This is a genomic window from Thalassobaculum sp. OXR-137 (assembly GCF_034377285.1).
Taxonomy (GTDB): Bacteria; Pseudomonadota; Alphaproteobacteria; order Thalassobaculales; family Thalassobaculaceae; genus Thalassobaculum.
The window spans coordinates 5,323,025-5,339,237 of sequence record NZ_CP139715.1; the positions used below are offsets into that span (position 1 = coordinate 5,323,025).

Annotated in this window: 21 protein-coding genes; 4 read left to right on the plus strand and 17 right to left on the minus strand. The window is 66.3% G+C overall.

Annotated features, from left to right (window positions below; genetic code table 11):
• Positions 1 to 75 precede the first annotated feature (75 nt).
• The 4 genes from zigA to T8K17_RS24660 all read left to right on the plus strand — a co-directional run bounded on the left by zigA (position 76) and on the right by T8K17_RS24660 (position 5,567).
• The gene (zigA, locus tag T8K17_RS24645) at positions 76 to 1,302 is read left to right on the plus strand and encodes a zinc metallochaperone GTPase ZigA (protein WP_322332370.1); all 1,227 of its coding nucleotides are present in this window, start codon (positions 76 to 78) and stop codon (positions 1,300 to 1,302) included.
• Positions 1,299 to 1,985 carry a DUF1826 domain-containing protein gene (locus T8K17_RS24650; protein WP_322332371.1) on the plus strand — a complete coding sequence of 229 codons (687 nt, stop codon included), beginning with the start codon at positions 1,299 to 1,301 and terminating at the stop codon, positions 1,983 to 1,985. The genes zigA and T8K17_RS24650 overlap by 4 nt, the downstream gene beginning before the upstream one ends.
• A gap of 208 nt (positions 1,986 to 2,193) precedes the next feature.
• On the plus strand, positions 2,194 to 3,174 hold the full coding sequence (locus T8K17_RS24655; protein ID WP_322332372.1) for a TAXI family TRAP transporter solute-binding subunit: 981 nt from the start codon (positions 2,194 to 2,196) through the stop codon (positions 3,172 to 3,174).
• A 134-nt stretch (positions 3,175 to 3,308) separates the two neighbouring features.
• On the plus strand, positions 3,309 to 5,567 hold the full coding sequence (locus T8K17_RS24660) for a TRAP transporter permease (RefSeq protein WP_322332373.1): 2,259 nt from the start codon (positions 3,309 to 3,311) through the stop codon (positions 5,565 to 5,567).
• 64 nt (positions 5,568 to 5,631) lie between these two features.
• Here the strand turns inward: T8K17_RS24660 and T8K17_RS24665 are convergent, their stop codons facing one another.
• The 17 genes from T8K17_RS24665 to rplE form a co-directional block, all read right to left on the minus strand.
• Complete coding sequence (locus T8K17_RS24665) at positions 5,632 to 6,417, minus strand: serine protease (protein ID WP_322332374.1); 786 nt, start codon at positions 6,415 to 6,417, stop codon at positions 5,632 to 5,634.
• 38 nt (positions 6,418 to 6,455) lie between these two features.
• The gene (locus T8K17_RS24670; protein WP_322332375.1) at positions 6,456 to 6,746 is read right to left on the minus strand and encodes a hypothetical protein; all 291 of its coding nucleotides are present in this window, start codon (positions 6,744 to 6,746) and stop codon (positions 6,456 to 6,458) included.
• A gap of 170 nt (positions 6,747 to 6,916) precedes the next feature.
• Positions 6,917 to 7,720 carry a transglutaminase family protein gene (locus T8K17_RS24675; protein ID WP_322332376.1) on the minus strand — a complete coding sequence of 268 codons (804 nt, stop codon included), beginning with the start codon at positions 7,718 to 7,720 and terminating at the stop codon, positions 6,917 to 6,919.
• Positions 7,721 to 7,960: 240 nt separating this feature from the next.
• Positions 7,961 to 8,401: a 50S ribosomal protein L17 gene (gene rplQ / locus T8K17_RS24680; protein ID WP_322332377.1), complete on the minus strand. Its 441-nt coding sequence runs from the start codon at positions 8,399 to 8,401 to the stop codon at positions 7,961 to 7,963.
• 42 nt (positions 8,402 to 8,443) lie between these two features.
• Positions 8,444 to 9,460 carry a DNA-directed RNA polymerase subunit alpha gene (locus T8K17_RS24685; protein WP_322332378.1) on the minus strand — a complete coding sequence of 339 codons (1,017 nt, stop codon included), beginning with the start codon at positions 9,458 to 9,460 and terminating at the stop codon, positions 8,444 to 8,446.
• A 124-nt stretch (positions 9,461 to 9,584) separates the two neighbouring features.
• Positions 9,585 to 9,980 carry a 30S ribosomal protein S11 gene (rpsK, locus tag T8K17_RS24690; RefSeq protein ID WP_322332379.1) on the minus strand — a complete coding sequence of 132 codons (396 nt, stop codon included), beginning with the start codon at positions 9,978 to 9,980 and terminating at the stop codon, positions 9,585 to 9,587.
• 75 nt (positions 9,981 to 10,055) lie between these two features.
• Positions 10,056 to 10,424 (minus strand): 30S ribosomal protein S13, encoded by a 369-nt coding sequence (gene rpsM, locus T8K17_RS24695; RefSeq protein WP_322332380.1) that lies wholly within the window; start codon positions 10,422 to 10,424, stop codon positions 10,056 to 10,058.
• 252 nt (positions 10,425 to 10,676) lie between these two features.
• Positions 10,677 to 11,240, minus strand: coding sequence for an adenylate kinase (locus T8K17_RS24700; RefSeq protein ID WP_322332381.1), 564 nt, complete (start codon positions 11,238 to 11,240; stop codon positions 10,677 to 10,679).
• The gene (secY, locus tag T8K17_RS24705) at positions 11,237 to 12,586 is read right to left on the minus strand and encodes a preprotein translocase subunit SecY (protein WP_322332382.1); all 1,350 of its coding nucleotides are present in this window, start codon (positions 12,584 to 12,586) and stop codon (positions 11,237 to 11,239) included. Before secY ends, T8K17_RS24700 begins: the two co-directional genes overlap by 4 nt.
• 72 nt (positions 12,587 to 12,658) lie before the next feature.
• Positions 12,659 to 13,147: a 50S ribosomal protein L15 gene (gene rplO / locus T8K17_RS24710; protein ID WP_322332383.1), complete on the minus strand. Its 489-nt coding sequence runs from the start codon at positions 13,145 to 13,147 to the stop codon at positions 12,659 to 12,661.
• 71 nt (positions 13,148 to 13,218) lie between these two features.
• Positions 13,219 to 13,410: a 50S ribosomal protein L30 gene (gene rpmD / locus T8K17_RS24715; protein WP_416153158.1), complete on the minus strand. Its 192-nt coding sequence runs from the start codon at positions 13,408 to 13,410 to the stop codon at positions 13,219 to 13,221.
• A 14-nt stretch (positions 13,411 to 13,424) separates the two neighbouring features.
• Complete coding sequence (rpsE, locus tag T8K17_RS24720; RefSeq protein ID WP_028795241.1) at positions 13,425 to 13,997, minus strand: 30S ribosomal protein S5; 573 nt, start codon at positions 13,995 to 13,997, stop codon at positions 13,425 to 13,427.
• Between the two features lie 13 nt (positions 13,998 to 14,010).
• The gene (gene rplR / locus T8K17_RS24725) at positions 14,011 to 14,373 is read right to left on the minus strand and encodes a 50S ribosomal protein L18 (RefSeq protein ID WP_322332385.1); all 363 of its coding nucleotides are present in this window, start codon (positions 14,371 to 14,373) and stop codon (positions 14,011 to 14,013) included.
• A gap of 10 nt (positions 14,374 to 14,383) precedes the next feature.
• Complete coding sequence (rplF, locus tag T8K17_RS24730; protein ID WP_322335000.1) at positions 14,384 to 14,917, minus strand: 50S ribosomal protein L6; 534 nt, start codon at positions 14,915 to 14,917, stop codon at positions 14,384 to 14,386.
• A gap of 12 nt (positions 14,918 to 14,929) precedes the next feature.
• Positions 14,930 to 15,328: a 30S ribosomal protein S8 gene (rpsH, locus tag T8K17_RS24735; protein WP_322332386.1), complete on the minus strand. Its 399-nt coding sequence runs from the start codon at positions 15,326 to 15,328 to the stop codon at positions 14,930 to 14,932.
• A 15-nt stretch (positions 15,329 to 15,343) separates the two neighbouring features.
• Positions 15,344 to 15,649: a 30S ribosomal protein S14 gene (gene rpsN, locus T8K17_RS24740; RefSeq protein ID WP_028795245.1), complete on the minus strand. Its 306-nt coding sequence runs from the start codon at positions 15,647 to 15,649 to the stop codon at positions 15,344 to 15,346.
• Positions 15,650 to 15,667: 18 nt separating this feature from the next.
• Positions 15,668 to 16,207: a 50S ribosomal protein L5 gene (gene rplE / locus T8K17_RS24745; protein WP_322332387.1), complete on the minus strand. Its 540-nt coding sequence runs from the start codon at positions 16,205 to 16,207 to the stop codon at positions 15,668 to 15,670.
• Between the last annotated feature and the right edge of the window lie 6 nt (positions 16,208 to 16,213).

Below are 16,213 nucleotides of genomic sequence, written 5' to 3' on the forward strand. Positions count from 1 at the left end.
ATCATCGCACCCAGGACGATCGGCACCCCGCCGGCGCCGTGCGCTCTTACGCCCATTCCGGAAGCGAAGGACGTCATGCAAGCAAACCATCAAGCAAAACTGCCGGTCACGGTCCTGTCCGGCTTTCTCGGCGCCGGCAAGACCACGCTGCTGAACCATGTGCTCAACAACCGCGCCGGCAAGCGCGTCGCCGTGATCGTCAACGACATGAGCGAGGTCAACATCGACGCCGACCTGGTCCGCGCCGGCGGTGCCGATCTCAGCCGCACCCAGGAAGCGCTGGTCGAGATGTCGAACGGCTGCATCTGCTGCACCCTGCGCGACGATCTCCTGGCGGAGGTCCGACGCCTCGCCCAGGAAGGCCGGTTCGACTATCTGCTGATCGAATCCACCGGCATTTCCGAGCCATTGCCGGTCGCCACCACCTTCGACTTCCGCGACGAGGCCGGCCAGAGCCTGTCGGATGTGGCCCGTCTCGACACCATGGTGACCGTGGTCGATGCGGTGAACCTGCTGAAGGATTACGGCTCCACCGACTTCCTGCGGGACCGGGGCGAGACCGCGGGCGCCCAGGACGACCGCAGCCTCGTGGACCTGCTGGTCGAGCAGATCGAGTTCGCCGACGTCATCGTCCTGAACAAGCTGGACACCGCCACCGCCGAGCAGCGCGACACGGCCGTGGCCATCATCAAGGCGCTCAATCCCGATGCCGACCTGGTCGAGACCAGCCAGAGCCGCGTGGCCCTGGACCGGGTGCTCGACACCGGCCGCTTCGACCTGGAGAAGGCGCAGAGCCATCCGCTGTGGTTCAAGGAGCTCTACGGCTTCGGCGAGCACGTGCCGGAGACCGAGGAATACGGGGTGACCAACTTCGTCTTCCGCGCGCGGCGGCCGTTCGAGCCGATGGCCCTGGCCGCCTTCATCGCGCGGACCTGGCCGGGCGTGATCCGGGCGAAAGGGCATTTCTGGCTGGCCACCCGGCCCGACTGGGTCGGCGAGATCAGCCAGGCCGGCGCCCTGGTCCGCACCGAGCGGCTCGGCCACTGGTGGTGCAGCGTGCCGAAATCGCGCTGGCCGCAGGATCCGGCCTGGGTCAGCCATGTGGAGGGCCTATGGCACCCGGTGCATGCCGACCGCCGGCAGGAGATTGTCTTCATCGGCCAGGACATGGACGAGGCGGCGATCCGATCCGAGCTGGAGGCCTGCCTGGTCGGACGGTCGGACGACGAAGCCTTCGATGCCGAGGCCTGGCGCGGCCGGAGCGATCCGTTCCCGGCCTGGGAGCGGGGGCAGGCGGCATGACGGCGGGCCCCCTCCCCCAGCCGGCGCCCACGGGCGCGTCTCTGCGACCGGACGGCGTGCTGACCGCCCGCAGCCCGGACGACCTGAGCCTGATCCACCGCGCGGGCGTCGATCTGGTGCGCTGGGACCGGACCCTGCCGCAGGCGCTGCCGGCCTGGCTCGACGGGCTCGCCGACGGAACGCTGCCCCATGTCCGGTTCAGCGCGCCTCTGGGTGCCGTCGAGCCGGCCGCGGTCGCGGCGTTCGAGTCCGCCGGGATCGGCCCCAGCGTCGCCCGGCACCTGCTGGTCGCCGACATCGTTCTCCTGGCCATGCTGTACAGCCACGTGGAGCAGAGCGAGTGGCTGTCGATCAGGCTCGAGCGGATCGACCACGACGCCTGCCGCAAACCCCACATCGACCGGGTCACAACCCGCCTGCTGTGCACCTATCGGGGCGACGGCACGGAATTCGGGCGGGCAGGCGACGACCCGGAGACCTGGCGCTGCGATCTGGCCCTGGGGCGGTTCGAGGTCGGGCTGGTCAAGGGCCTGCTCCATCCGACCCAGCGGGCCTCGGCCGCCGCCCCGCTGCTGCACCGCTCGCCGCGCTTCACCGCGGAAAGCCGCGAGCGCTTCCTGCTGTGCATCGGGGCCGCGCATACCCCGCTCGCCCCGGAACGGGCGGCGAGAACTCTTCACTGACCTCGGGGCCGCCCCGCCCGGCGGCGGCCCTGTCGTCCCCACCCGTCCGGGCGGCAGCTCGGCCGGCGACGAGACAGTGGGAAATAATGCGGCCTCGCGCCCCGGCGGCGACTTGTCACATACCGCGCGTCCCCCTATGTCCCTGTGGCCCATAATTTTAGAACGAAATCAGGGCGACCCGATTTAACGAAAACATGAAGGATCCCGGATGAAACGCTTCGCTCTGCTTGGCGCGATTGCCGCGCTCGCGCTTGCCCCCTCGATCGTGAACGCCCAGGACCGCGCCGGCTGGCCGTCCAGCTTCACGGTCGCCACCGCCTCCCAGGGCGGCACCTATTTCGCCTACGGCTCCGGATGGGCAAACCTGGTGGCCGATCAACTCGGGCTCTCCGGCGGTGCGGAAGTCACCGGCGGCCCGATGCAGAACATGGCGCTGGTTCATACCGGCGACGCCGCCTTCGGCATGACGACCATGGGCCCGGCCCGTGAGTCCATGGAAGGCCAGAACGCCATCGCCCCGGGCCTGCAGATGACCAATGCCTGCGCGATGTTCCCGATGTACCAGACGCCGTTCTCGATCACGACGCTGAAGTCCTCGGGCATCAACAAGATCTCCGACATCCCGTCCGGCGCCAAGATCGGCTTCGGTCCGGCCGGCTCCACCTCGGACACCTATTTTCCGAAGATGCTGGAGACCCTCGGCGTCTCCTTCGACCGGCGCAACGGCGGCTGGTCGGACCTGGGCGGCCAGCTCCAGGACAACCTGCTCGACGTGATCGCCTTCGCCGCCGGCGTGCCGGTTCCGGCCGTCAGCCAGCTCGAGGTGCAGACCGAGATCAACGTGATCGAGTTCACCGAGGAAGAGCAGAAGAAGATCATCGACGCCTTCCCGGTCTCCGCCTTCGAGATCAAGGCCGGCACCTACACCACCCTGACCGGCCCAGCGCGCTCGGTCTCCATGTGGAACTTCGCCATCGCCAACTGCGACCTGCCGGAATCCTTCGTCTATGAGGCGACCAAGGTCGTGATGTCGGACAATGCCCGCATGGTCGGCATCCACAAGGCGGCCACCGCTACCGTCCCCGCCAACTGGGACAAGAACACGTTCATGCCGTGGCACCCGGGCGCGGCCCGCTGGTTCAACGAGAACGGCGCCAACATCCCGGCCTCGCTGATCCACGGCGGCTGATCGGCCGGACGAAAGACCGCCGTTCAGACGGCAAACGCGGACCGCGTCCTTCGGGGCGCGGTCCGTTAGTATAGGCGGCGCCACAGGCGCGGGAGCGCGCAAGCGGCGCGAGGGACTGCGGGAAAGAAACGACCATGAGCCATGAGACGCCAAACGGGCAGGCCGCCCGCGAGAGCGACGAGCCCGTCATCGCGGCGGGTGTCGACGAAGAACCGGTGGAGGCCAACCGGCGGATGTTCGACGGGCGCAGCGCGACCCTGATCGCCGCCCTCAGCGCCCTCTACGCCGCTTTCCACGTGCTGGCGCTGAACGGCACCTCGATCTCCGCCATGACCGGCGGCGCGGTCGACATTCCCTTCCTGCCGACCTTCCCGATGGAGACCTGGAACTTCCGGATCGTCCATGTGGCCGGCGCGCTGGCCATCGGTTTCCTGATCTTCTCCGGCACCCGGTTCCCCGACAGCGAGAGCGCGGAGACCCGGAGCCTGGGCTGGCTGTCGCTGGTGCTGATGGCGCCGGCGCTGTTCTCCCTCGGCGTCGCCCTGTCCTTCGCCGTGGAGATCGCCAACGGGGCCATGTGGAACGGCATCGACCCCCGCATCAAGTTCAACGAGACCTGGCTCTACGGCGCGCCGCTGATCGCCGCCACGGCCGGCGCGATCGTGCTGTCCTGGGTGCACCGCCGTCGCCGCGACGGCTTCGCCGCTCCCGACGCGGTGCTGGCGGTCTGCGGCTTCGCGGTGGCCGCCTATCTGATCGTGATCTACGGCACGCTGATGCGGAACTCGACCGGCACGCCCTTCGCGCCGATCGGCATCTCGCTCGCCGCCCTGGCCGGCACGATGCTGATCCTGGAGCTGACCCGCCGGGTCGCCGGCATGGCGCTGGTGGTGATCTCCGCCGTGTTCCTGGTCTATGTCTTCGCTGGCACGCACTTGCCGGGCTTCCTGAAGTCGCCGTCGATCGAGTGGACCCGTTTCTTCAGCCAGGTCTATACCGACGCCGGCATCCTCGGCCCGACCACGGCGGTGTCCTCGACCTACATCATCCTGTTCATCGTCTTCGCCGCGTTCCTGCAGGCCTCCAAGGTCGGCGACTACTTCGTCAACTTCGCCTTCGCCGTGGCCGGACGGGCCCGCGGCGGTCCGGCCAAGGTGGCGATCTTCGCTTCTGGCCTGATGGGCATGATCAACGGCACCTCGGCCGGCAACGTGGTGGCCACGGGCTCGCTCACCATCCCGCTGATGAAGAAGGTCGGCTATCACCGCAAGACCGCCGGCGCGGTCGAGGCGGCGGCCTCCACGGGCGGTCAGATCATGCCGCCGATCATGGGTGCGGGCGCCTTCATCATGGCCGAGATCACCGGCATCCCCTATGCCGAGATCGCGCTCGCCGCGGTGATCCCGGCGATCCTGTACTTCGTGTCGATCTACTTCATGGTCGATTTCGAGGCCGCCAAGCTCGGCATGCGGGGCATGGGCGAGGACGAGCTGCCGCGCTTCTCCACCATGATCCGCCGGGTCTACCTGTTCCTGCCGATCATCATCCTGATCGTCGCCCTGTTCCTGGGCTACTCGGTGATCCGGGCCGGCACCCTGGCAATCGTCTCGGCGGCGGTGGTGAGCTGGCTGACGCCGAGCCGCATGGGGCCGCGCGCCGTCGCCAAGGCCTTCGAGCTGGCCGGCTTCATGTCGATCCAGATCATCGTGGTCTGCGCCTGTGCCGGCATCATCGTCGGCGTGATCTCGCTGACCGGCGTGGGCGCCCGGTTCTCCAACCTGCTGCTCGACCTGGCCGACACCTCCCAGCTCCTGGCGCTGGTCTTCGCCATGTGCATCTCGATCCTGCTGGGGATGGGCATGCCGACGACGGCCGCCTATGCGGTCGCCGCCTCGGTGGTGGCGCCCGGCCTGGTGGAGCTCGGGATCAACCAGCTCACGGCGCATTTCTTCGTGTTCTACTTCGCCGTGGTCTCCGCCATCACCCCGCCGGTGGCGCTGGCCTCCTACGCGGCGGCCGGCATTTCCGGGGCCAACGCGATGGAGACCTCGGTGGCCTCGTTCAAGCTGGGCATCGCGGCCTTCATCGTGCCGTTCATGTTCTTCTACAACGGCGCGCTGCTGATGGACGGCGGCACGGTCGAGATCGCCCGCGCCCTGGTGACCGCGGTGGTCGGCGTTTTCCTGCTGTCCTCCGCCGTACAGGGTTGGTTCCTGGGGGGACGCTCCGTCTGGTATCTGAGGATCGCTCTGCTGGCAGCCGCCCTGTTCATGATCGAGGGCGGGCTGATGACGGATGCGGTCGGCGTGGCGATCGCCGTCGGCGCCTATGCGATCCAGCGTTTCCTGAAGCCGCGCCCCGGCGCCCTGGTGGAGGCCCGCGGCCCGGATTGAGTGGGCGGGCCCGCATTACCCATCATCGACACAAAGAGGGCGGCCCCAGGGCCGCCCTTCGTCGTCAGGTCTCGGTCAGGGTGAGCAGGATATCGGCGTACCAGGTGCAGTTCAGCCCCAGCGCCTCGTCCTGTTCCAGGTCGCGCGAGCCGAGGTCGAGGCGGGAGGAATGGATCCCCAGCAGCAGCCAGGGGACGTCCCCCAGGGCGGCGCTTCGCTCGCCCTGCAGCCTGTCCACCGGCATCACCACCGGCGCGCCACTGGTCCCGCGATGGGTGCGCGCGTCGGTGAGGAAATAGCCCTGCCCCTGGAACCGCAAGCCGAAGGACGAGGCCAGGGCCGCGCGCCTGACCACCGGCATGTGGTGGAGCGTGTCGTGAAAGCCCAGCGGGAACCCCACGACCATCAGCGTGCAGCCGATCTCGACCAGATCGCCGGCGCGCACCAGATGCTCCGGCGTGAAGGCGCGATAGGCCAGGGTCTCCGGCAGGGCGTCCCGGTCGATGGCGATGGCCGCCACGTCCACCCGTCCGCCGCCGTCGATACCGTCGCGCCACAGCGGTTGGCCGTCGCGGTAGAGCGGGATGGAGAAGCCGGTGGAGGCGGCGAGGTTGTCGCCGTCCGTGTGCAGCTCGATCAGGATACGGCTGGGATTGTGGCCGCTCACCGCGTCCCGCAGGACGTGGCGGCTTGTCACTAGGTACAGCCGGTCGCCACGCTGGAAGAAGAAGCCGCTGGCATTCGTCAGGTGCGCCTGACCGCTATAGGTGGACAGGCGCAGGGCGGTCAGCAGGATCGGCTCGCTGGTCCGCTCGGCGGGCACCGGGCCGAGACCAGGGTTGCAAGCCACGCCGTTGTCCGTCGCAAGCGCCGTAACAGTTCCCGCGCTCACGGGGTGGCCCCGCGCGGCCCGTCATCCGCCGCGGCGTCCCGCGCCAGCGCCTCCTCCAACTCGATCGGGTCGATCCAGACGGTCTCGGTCACGCCCGGCCGAGTCGCGCGCTGCGGCATGTGGATCAGCACCCGGAGCTTGCGGTAAGCGGGGAAGGACAGCCCCTCCAGCCGCTCTTCGTCGGTCTCCGTCAGGTACTCCCCGGCGGGCAGGGCGTCGTCCAGGCCGGCAAGCCGGAATGGATGGCGGAAGGTGACCGTCTGCTTGACCGTGCGGCTCGTCGTCATCCTGGTCCCGATCCTAATGAAGCCCCCGGCCATGGTGGAACTCGAGGAAACGCGGCTTTGTGCTGCCGCGGCCTCGGCCGGAGTCTCGTGCTTTAAAGAAAATGCTGCGCATCCCGGATATGGCCCGCGGCGCGGTACTTACAATCTCCCGCTCCGACCGGACCGACCCGTCAGATCTCCGCCGTCCAGACCCGGAACTCCGCCAGAGTGCCCGGACCGAAGATATGGGTGAGCGGCACATCGGCGGCGTCGCGGCCCTGGGCCATCAGGATGCGCCCGCGATGGGGCGCGTTGTTGCGCGGATCGAAGGCCGTCCATCGCCCGCCCAGATACACTTCCATCCAGGCCGCGAAGTCCGGCGCCCCATGCGGCGGCGGCACGCCGATATCGCTCAGATAGCCGGTGCAGTACCGAGCCGGGATGTTGAGGCAGCGGCAGAAGGCGATCGCCAGATGGGTGAAGTCGCGGCACACCCCCTTGCCTCCCCGATAGGCCTCCGAGGCGGTCCGGGTCGAGCGCGAGTAGGCGTAGCCGAACTCGATATGGTTATGGACGAAGTCGCAGATCGCCTGCACCCGCGCGCCGCCCAGCGGCGTATGCCCGAACAGCCGCCACGCCTCGTCCGACAGCACGTCGGTGTCGCAGTAGCGACTTCCCAGGAGATAGGTCAGCACCTCCCCCGGCAGGTCCTGCACCTGGTGCTGGAAGCCGTTGAGGTCGAGCTCGTCGGGAAGCCCCGTATCCCGCACGACCGCGTCGGTGCCCAGGCTGAACCGGCCCGGCGGAGCGACGAGACGGCTGCACCAGTTGCCGAAGCCGTCCCGATAGCCGGTGACCGGCACGGCCGGCATCGTGGTCAGGTAGTCCGGCTGCTCGAGATCGCCGGCCCGGGAGTAATGCACGTTCAGCAAGGCGATCAGCGGCGTCTGCTGCGGAAAATCGAAGACCATGTTGCAGCCGATATGAATTCGCATCCAAGGCTCCTGAAACGATCGCATTAGAAAGAAAAAAGCGTCAGATATTCATATAAGAATTGTGCCCGGCTTTACGCACATCATTCGCTGCCGGCAGAAAAACATTTACCGCCAACCGGGCCGGGAACGGCGGATCTTTCCCGTTCTGGCGGACGATCGGAAACCCGGCGCAAACGGAAAAGGGCGGCCCGAAGGCCGCCCCTGTCGTCTCGTGTATGGCTGTCCGCTGGGGACGGGCGATCAGATCGCCGCCGGCATCGCCGTGCCGTACTCGTCCTGGTCGGCGTTCTGGACCGGGCCGGAATCCTGGCCGCGGGCGTCCTCGTCGCGGTCGACCAGTTCGATCACCGCCATCGGGGCCGCATCGCCGTAGCGGAAGCCCGCCTTCAGCACGCGGGTGTAGCCGCCCTGACGCTCCTTGTAGCGCTCGGCCAGCACGTCGAACAGCTTGCGGGTCATGGCGTCGTCGTTGAGACGGCTCATCACCAGACGGCGGGCATGCAGGTCGCCGCGCTTGGCCAGGGTGATGATCTTCTCCACGACCGGGCGCAGTTCCTTGGCCTTCGGCAGGGTGGTGACGATCTGCTCGTGCTTGATCAGCGCCGCCGCCATGTTCTTGAACAGGGCCTTGCGGTGGGCCGACGTGCGGTGGAGCTTGCGGCCGCTATTGCCGTGACGCATCTCTCGATCTCCTCGTTCTCGCCTGGGTTCTAAGGACGCGCCTTAGAACGGCTCTTCCAGACGCTTGGCCAGTTCCTCGATATTTTCCGGCGGCCAATTGGTGATTTCCATACCGAGCGACAGCCCCATCGAGGCCAGCACTTCCTTGATCTCGTTCAGCGACTTGCGGCCGAAGTTCGGGGTCCGGAGCATCTCCGGCTCGGTCTTCTGCACCAGATCGCCGATATAGACGATGTTGTCGTTCTTCAGGCAGTTCGCCGAGCGGACCGAGAGCTCCAGCTCGTCGACCTTGCGCAGCAGATTCTTGTTGAACGGCAGATCGTGGGTCTCTTCCTCGGCGCCGCGCTGGGTCGGCTCCTCGAAATTGATGAACAGCTGCAGCTGGTCCTGCAGGATGCGGGCGGCATAGGCCACCGAGTCATCCGGGGTCAGCGAGCCGTCGGTCTCGACGGTGATCGACAGCTTGTCGTAGTCCGTGACCTGGCCGACGCGGGTATTCTCCACCTTGTAGGCGACCTGGCGCACCGGGCTGAAGATGGCGTCGACCGGGATCAGGCCGATCGGCGCGTCTTCAGGACGGTTGGCCGAGGCCGGCACGTAGCCCTTGCCGGTCTCCACGGTCAGTTCCATCGACAGGGTGGCGTCGCGGTCCAGCGTGCAGATCACGTGATCCGGGTTCATGATCTCGATGTCCGACACGGTCTCGATCTGACCGGCGGTCACCTCGCCCGGGCCTTCGGCCTTCAGGCGCATCTTCTTCGGGCCTTCGCCATGCATGCGGATGGCGACGGCCTTGATGTTCAGCACGATGTCGGTCACGTCCTCACGGACGCCCGGCACGCTGGAGAACTCGTGCAGCACGCCGTCGATCTGGATCGCGGTCACCGCGGCGCCCTGGAGGGACGACAGCAGGACGCGGCGCAGCGCGTTGCCGAGCGTCAGGCCGAACCCACGCTCCAGCGGCTCGGCAACGATGGTCGCCTTGCGCTTGGGGTCGTAGCCCGCCTGGACATCGAGCTTGTTCGGCTTAATCAACGTCTGCCAGTTCTTTTGGATCACGGCTCAACCCTTCTTCTAGAACGGCGATCCCGTCGGGCTACCGGACCAGGTCCGGTGGCGGCCGACGGGGCTCGTATTCTTCGGATCCCGGATATTCGGAACCCCGGCGCCTCGAAAGGCGCGTTTAGACCCGGCGGCGCTTGCGCGGACGGCACCCGTTGTGCGGGATCGGCGTCACGTCGCGGATCGACATCACCTGGAAGCCGACCGACTGCAGCGCGCGCAGGGCCGACTCGCGACCCGAACCCGGACCGCAGACTTCGACGTCCAGGGTCTTCATGCCGTGCTCGGCCGCCTTGCGACCGGCATCCTCGGCCGCGACCTGAGCCGCATACGGGGTCGACTTGCGCGAGCCCTTGAAGCCCATGTGACCGGCCGACGACCAGGAAATGGCATTGCCCTGGGCATCGGTAATGGTGATCATGGTGTTGTTGAACGACGCGTTCACATGCGCGACGCCCGAGGTGATGTTCTTCTTTTCGCGGCGGCGAACACGCCCTTGCGTCGGTTGCTTTGCCATCGTCTTCCGTCTCCTGATACGACCCGGCGACGACCCGCCAAAGCTGGCGTGCCGACGGGTGTCGCTGCTGGGTCGTTACTTCTTCTTACCGGCGATCGCCTTAGCGGGGCCCTTGCGGGTCCGGGCGTTCGTGTGGGTACGCTGACCGCGGACCGGAAGGCCCTTACGGTGACGCAGCCCGCGATAGCAGCCGAGATCCATCAGCCGCTTAATGCTCATCGAGGTCTGGCGGCGCAGATCGCCTTCGACCACCAGATCGGTGTCGATGGTCTCGCGCAGCCGGGACAGCTCGTCCTCGGTCATCTCATGAACCCGCCGCTCCGCGGGGATGCCGACCTGCGCGCACAGCTTCTGGGCGGTCGTATGCCCGATGCCGTGAATGTAGGTCAACGCGACAACGACGCGTTTTTGCGTCGGGATGTTCACACCAGCGATGCGCGCCACGCCTGTTCTCCTCACTCAAGTTCGGGGCGTTTAAAACACCAAACGCGCCCCGCACAAGGAGCCTTTTGGCTCCTCGTCGGCCCGCGCAAGAAAATCCGCTAATCAGGGGCGCGGATTATAGTCACGCACGGTCCGAAGTCAATGTCCCAAACCCGAAGATCCGCCCCTACGCGGCCCGCCGGGTTCACTCAGTCTCCGTCCTGTCGGACGGCTGCAACCTCTGCCGCCGGGGCGGCTCTATCATCCGCCGCCTCAGGCGGCCAGAATCTTCTCCAGATCCGCCGTCACGTCGTCCATCGGCTTCATGCCGTCGACGGTCTTCAGCGCGCCCTTCTCCCGGTAGTGCGGGATGATCGGCGCCGTCTGGTCGCGATACACGTCCATGCGCTTGCGCAGGGTGTCCTCGTTGTCGTCGCTGCGGCCTTCCTCGGCCGCGCGCTTCAGGATGCGGTCGATCATCCGCTCCTCGTCGACCTTGAACTCGATCACGTGATCGATCTTCAGGCCCTTCTCCGCCAGCATCTCGTCCAGGGCCTTGGCCTGGGAGACGTTGCGCGGGAAACCGTCGAGGATGAAACCCTTGCTGCAGTCGGGCTCGTCGACCCGCTCGGAGATCATGCGGACGATGATGTCGTCGGAGACGAGCTGCCCGGCATCCATGACAGCCTTGGCTTCCTGCCCGATCTCGGACCCCGAGGCCACCGCCGCCCGGAGCATATCGCCGGTCGAGAGCTGTTTGACGCCGAACTTCTCTTCGAGGCGTTTCGCCTGGGTGCCCTTGCCCGCGCCTGGCGGGCCCAACAGGATCAGGTTCATCCGCGTCTCCCCCGGATCTTCGATTTCTTGATCAGCCCTTCGTACTGGTGGGCCAGCAGATGGGACTGAATTTGGGTGACCGTGTCCATGGTCACCGTCACGACGATCAGCAGGCTGGTGCCGCCGAAGTAGAACGGCACGGCAAGCTGGCTGATCAGGATCTCCGGCAGCACGCAGACGAAGGCCAGGTAGGCGGCACCGATCACGGTCAGGCGGGTCAGCACGAAATCCAGGTAGTCGGCGGTGTTCTTGCCGGGGCGGATGCCGGGCACGAAGCCGCCGTACTTGCGCAGGTTCTCGGCCGTCTCCTGCGGATTGAACACGATCGCGGTGTAGAAGAAGGCGAAGAACACGATCAGCGCCACGTACATCGCGATGTAGAGCGGCTGGCCGTGGCCGAGCAGCACCGTGATCTGGGTCAGCCACTCCGGGCCGCCGCCGCCGGCCGAGAAGCTGGCCACGGTGATCGGCATCAGCAGCAGCGAGCTGGCGAAGATCGGCGGAATGACGCCGGAGACGTTGATCTTCAGCGGCAGATGCGAGCTCTCGCCGCCGGTCATGCGGTTGCCGACCTGGCGCTTGGGATACTGCACCAGGATCCGGCGCTGCGACCGCTCGATGAAGCAGATGAAGGCGATCACCGCGACGGCCATCACCAGCAGCAGCGGGATGACGATCGCCGGCAGCGCGCCGGTGCGGCCGAGCTCGAACAGGCTGGCCAGGGCCGACGGCAGGTTGGCGACGATGCCGGAGAAGATGATCAGCGAGATGCCGTTGCCGATGCCGCGGGCGGTAATCTGCTCGCCCAGCCACATCAGGAAGATCGTACCGCCGACCAGAGTGATCACCGTGGTCGCGCGGAAGAATGCGCCCGGATCGATGACCGCCGTCGTCCCGCCCGGTCCCGGCAGCGACTCCAGCCCCACGGCGATGCCATAGGCCTGGAACGACGCCAGAACGACCGTCAGGTAGCGGGTGTACTGGTTGATCTTCTTGCGGCCGACCTCGCCCTCCTTCTTGAGGGCCTCAAGGTTCGGGCTCACCGCCGTCATCAGCTGCATGATGATCGCAGCCGAGATGTACGGCATGATGTTCAGCGCGAAGATCGTCATGCGGCCGAGAGCGCCGCCGGAGAACATGTTGAAGATGTCCAGCACACCGCCCTGGGTCTGCTGGAAGATCTCGTTCAGGACTCCGGGATCGATCCCGGGCACCGGAATGTAGGTGCCGAGCCGATAGACGATGAGCGCACCCAGCGTGAACCAGATGCGCTTCTTGAGCTCGGTGGCCTTGGAGAAGGCCCCAAGGTTCATCTGCGAGGCGAGTTGGTCGGCACCAGTGGCCATGACTTCGTCCTAGCGTCTGAGGCTTAGCCCGGCACCCGGCATCGGCCGGGACCGGGCACACAGACCGGCAGCTTAGGCCGCCGTCTCTTCCGCCTTCTGGGCGATGCGCGTGGTGATGGAACCGCCCGCCTTCTCGATGGCGGCAACCGCAGCCTTCGACGCGGCGGCGACGCTCACCTCGACCTTGGAGGTCAGCTCGCCCTTGGCCAACAGCCGGACGCCGTCCTTGGCGTTGTCGGCGAGACCGGCCGCCTTCAGCGCCGCCTCGTCGATCACCTTGGAGGCGTCGATCTTGCCGGCGTCGATCGCGGCCTGAACGCGGCCAACATTCACCGCGTCGAAACGCTTGGCGAAAATCTTGTTGTTGAAGCCGCGCTTCGGCAGGCGCCGATAGATCGGCATCTGGCCGCCTTCGAAGCCGTTGATGGCAACACCGCTGCGCGCTTTCTGACCCTTGTGGCCCATGCCGCTGGTCTTGCCCGTGCCCGACCCGGTACCGCGGCCGATGCGCTTGCGCGCCTTGGTCGCGCCGTCGTTGTCTTTCAGCTCGTTCAATCGCATCGTTCAGTCCTCGTCTGCGCATCCGGGGCGGCCAGGATCGGGGTCGAGCCCCGGGCCGCGCGTCCGGTGAATTACGCCTGGTCGACGACCTCGACCAGGTGCTTAACCTTGTGGATCATGCCACGCACGGCCGGCGTGTCCTCGAGCGTACGCTCGCGGTTCAGCTTGCCCAGGCCGAGGCCCGTCAGCGTCGCGATCTGATCCTTCTTCCGGCCCAGGCCGCTACTGACCTGACGCACGGTGACAGTCGCATTCTTCGCCATCATCAGTCTCCCGATTACTCAGCGCTGGCGGCTTCCGCCGCGTCGCCCTGGCTGTCGCGACCGAAGATCTCCGCAACCTTCTTGCCGCGCTTGGCGGCGATGGAGCGCGGCGCGTGGACGTTGCGCAGCGCCTCGAAGGTCGCCTTGATCATGTTGTGCGGGTTCGAGGTGCCGATCGACTTCGCCACCACGTCCTGCACGCCGAGCGCCTCGAAGATGGCGCGCATCGGACCGCCGGCGATGATGCCGGTACCGGCCGGAGCCGCCCGCAGGGTCACGCGACCCGCGCCGAAACGACCGCTGATGTCGTGGTGAAGGGTACGACCCTCACGCAGCGGCACCCGGATCATGGAGCGCTTGGCCTGCTCGGTGGCCTTGCGGATCGCTTCCGGAACCTCGCGCGCCTTGCCGGCGCCGTGGCCGACGCGGCCACGCTGGTCACCCACGATCACGATCGCCGCGAAACCGAAGCGCCGACCGCCCTTGACCACCTTGGCCACGCGGTTGATGCCGACCAGCTTCTCGATCAGATCGCTGTCTTCGCGATCCCGACCCTGGTTGCGGTCCTGCCTGTCCTGACGTGCCATGTCTTGGCCCCTCTTAGAACTTCAGGCCGGCTTCGCGCGCCGCATCAGCAAGCGCCTTCACCCGACCGTGATAGATATAGCCGCCGCGGTCGAACACCACGTCGCTGAGCCCCTTCTCGATGGCACGTGCCGCCACGAGCTTGCCGACCGCCTCGGCCGCTGCCTTGTCGGCACCGGTCTTCAGCGAGCCCTTGAGCTCCTTGTCGAGCGACGAAGCCGCCGCGAGCGTGACGCCATCGATATCGTCGATGACCTGGGCGTAGATATTCTTGGACGACCGGAAGACCGACAAACGCGGGCGACCGGCCGCTTTGCGACGAAGCTGCGCACGGCTGCGCATCTGGCGGCGCTTGAACAGATCCTTGGACGAAAGCATCGCCGAACTCCTACTTCTTCTTACCTTCCTTACGAAGGATAATCTCGTTCGCGTACTTGACGCCCTTGCCCTTGAACGGCTCCGGCGGACGGAACGCGCGGATTTCGGCAGCAAGCTGACCGACGCGCTGCTTGTCCGAACCGCTGATGGAGATCGCCGTGGGGCGCTCGCAGTTCATCGTGATCCCCTCGGGGATCGGGAACCGGACCGGATGGCTGAACCCGAGAGCCAGCACCAGGTCTTTGCCCTCAATCGCGGCGCGATAACCCACACCGTTGATCTCGAGATTGACCGTGAAGCCCGTCGAGACACCGGTGACGAGATTGCTCACCAGCGCCCGGGTGGTGCCCCACATGGCGCGCGCCTTCTTGGACTCGCGCTTCGGCGTGACCTTGACGACGTTATCCTCGTAGACGACGTCGACCTCCGGCGAGATCGGCGCGGACAGCTCACCGAGCTTGCCCTTCGCCTTGATCTCGTCATTGGCGATCTCGACCGTCACACCGTCCGGAATGGAGACCGGATATTTACCGACACGTGACATCATCGCCTCCGATCAGAATACCTGACACAGGACTTCGCCGCCGACATTGGCCGCACGGGCCTCGTTGTCGGACATGACACCGCGCGGGGTCGACAGGATCGCAATCCCGAGACCGTTGTAGACGCGCGGAAGGTCCTTGATCTTGGAGTACACCCGACGGCCCGGCGTGGAGACACGCTTGATCTCCTTGATCACCGGCTCGCCTTCGGAATACTTCAACTCGATCTTGATTTCCGCCACACCGGCACGGACGTCATCCTGCGAAAAACCGCGGATGTAGCCCTCGCGCTGCAGAACCTCGAGCACATTCGCCCGCAGACGCGACGCCGGGCTGACGACGACCGACTTACGTGCGCTCTGACCGTTGCGGATGCGGGTCAGCATATCCCCGAGAGGATCGCTCATCGACATTTGCCGACCTCCCTCTTACCAGCTCGACTTGACCAGGCCCGGAATCTGGCCCGTAGAGCCGAGATCCCGCAGCGCGATCCGCGAAAGCTTGAACTTGCGATAGACGCCGCGCGGGCGTCCGGTGAGTTCGCAACGGTTGCGAATGCGTTCCTTCGCACCGTTCTTCGGAAGCTGCTGCATCTTGAGCTGCGCAGCAAAACGTTCCTCGATCGGCAGCGACCGGTCCATCGCAGTCGCCTTCAGGCGCGCGCGCTTGGCGGCCTGCTGGCTCTGCAGCTTGCGACGGGCGTTGTTCTTTTCAACAGCGCTCTTCTTAGCCATGTCGTCCTCCGACCTCGATCAATTGACGAACGGAAACTGGAAGCGCTTGAGCAGTTCGCGCGCTTCGTCGTCCGTCTTCGCCGTGGTCACCACGATGATGTCCATGCCCCGGATGTTGTCGACCTTGTCGTAGTCGATTTCCGGAAACACGATCTGCTCCTTGATGCCCATGGAATAGTTGCCACGGCCGTCAAAGCTCTTCGGGTTCAACCCACGGAAGTCACGCACCCGCGGGAGCGCGATGTTCACCAGGCGATCCAGAAACTCGTACATCCGCTCGCGGCGCAGGGTCACCTTGACGCCGATCGGCATGCCCTCGCGCAGCTTGAAGCCGGCGATCGACTTCTTGGCGCGGGTCACGACCGGCTTCTGGCCGGCGATCCGGGTCATCTCGTCGAGTGCAGCCTGGATCTTCTTGCTGTCGCTCACCGCCTCGCCGACGCCCATGTTCAGCACGATCTTGTCGATCGCCGGAACCTCGTGGACGTTGGAGTAGCCGAACGCGGACTGCAGGTCCGGGCGGATCGACTTGGTGTATTCTTCGTACAATCGAGCCATCTTGCC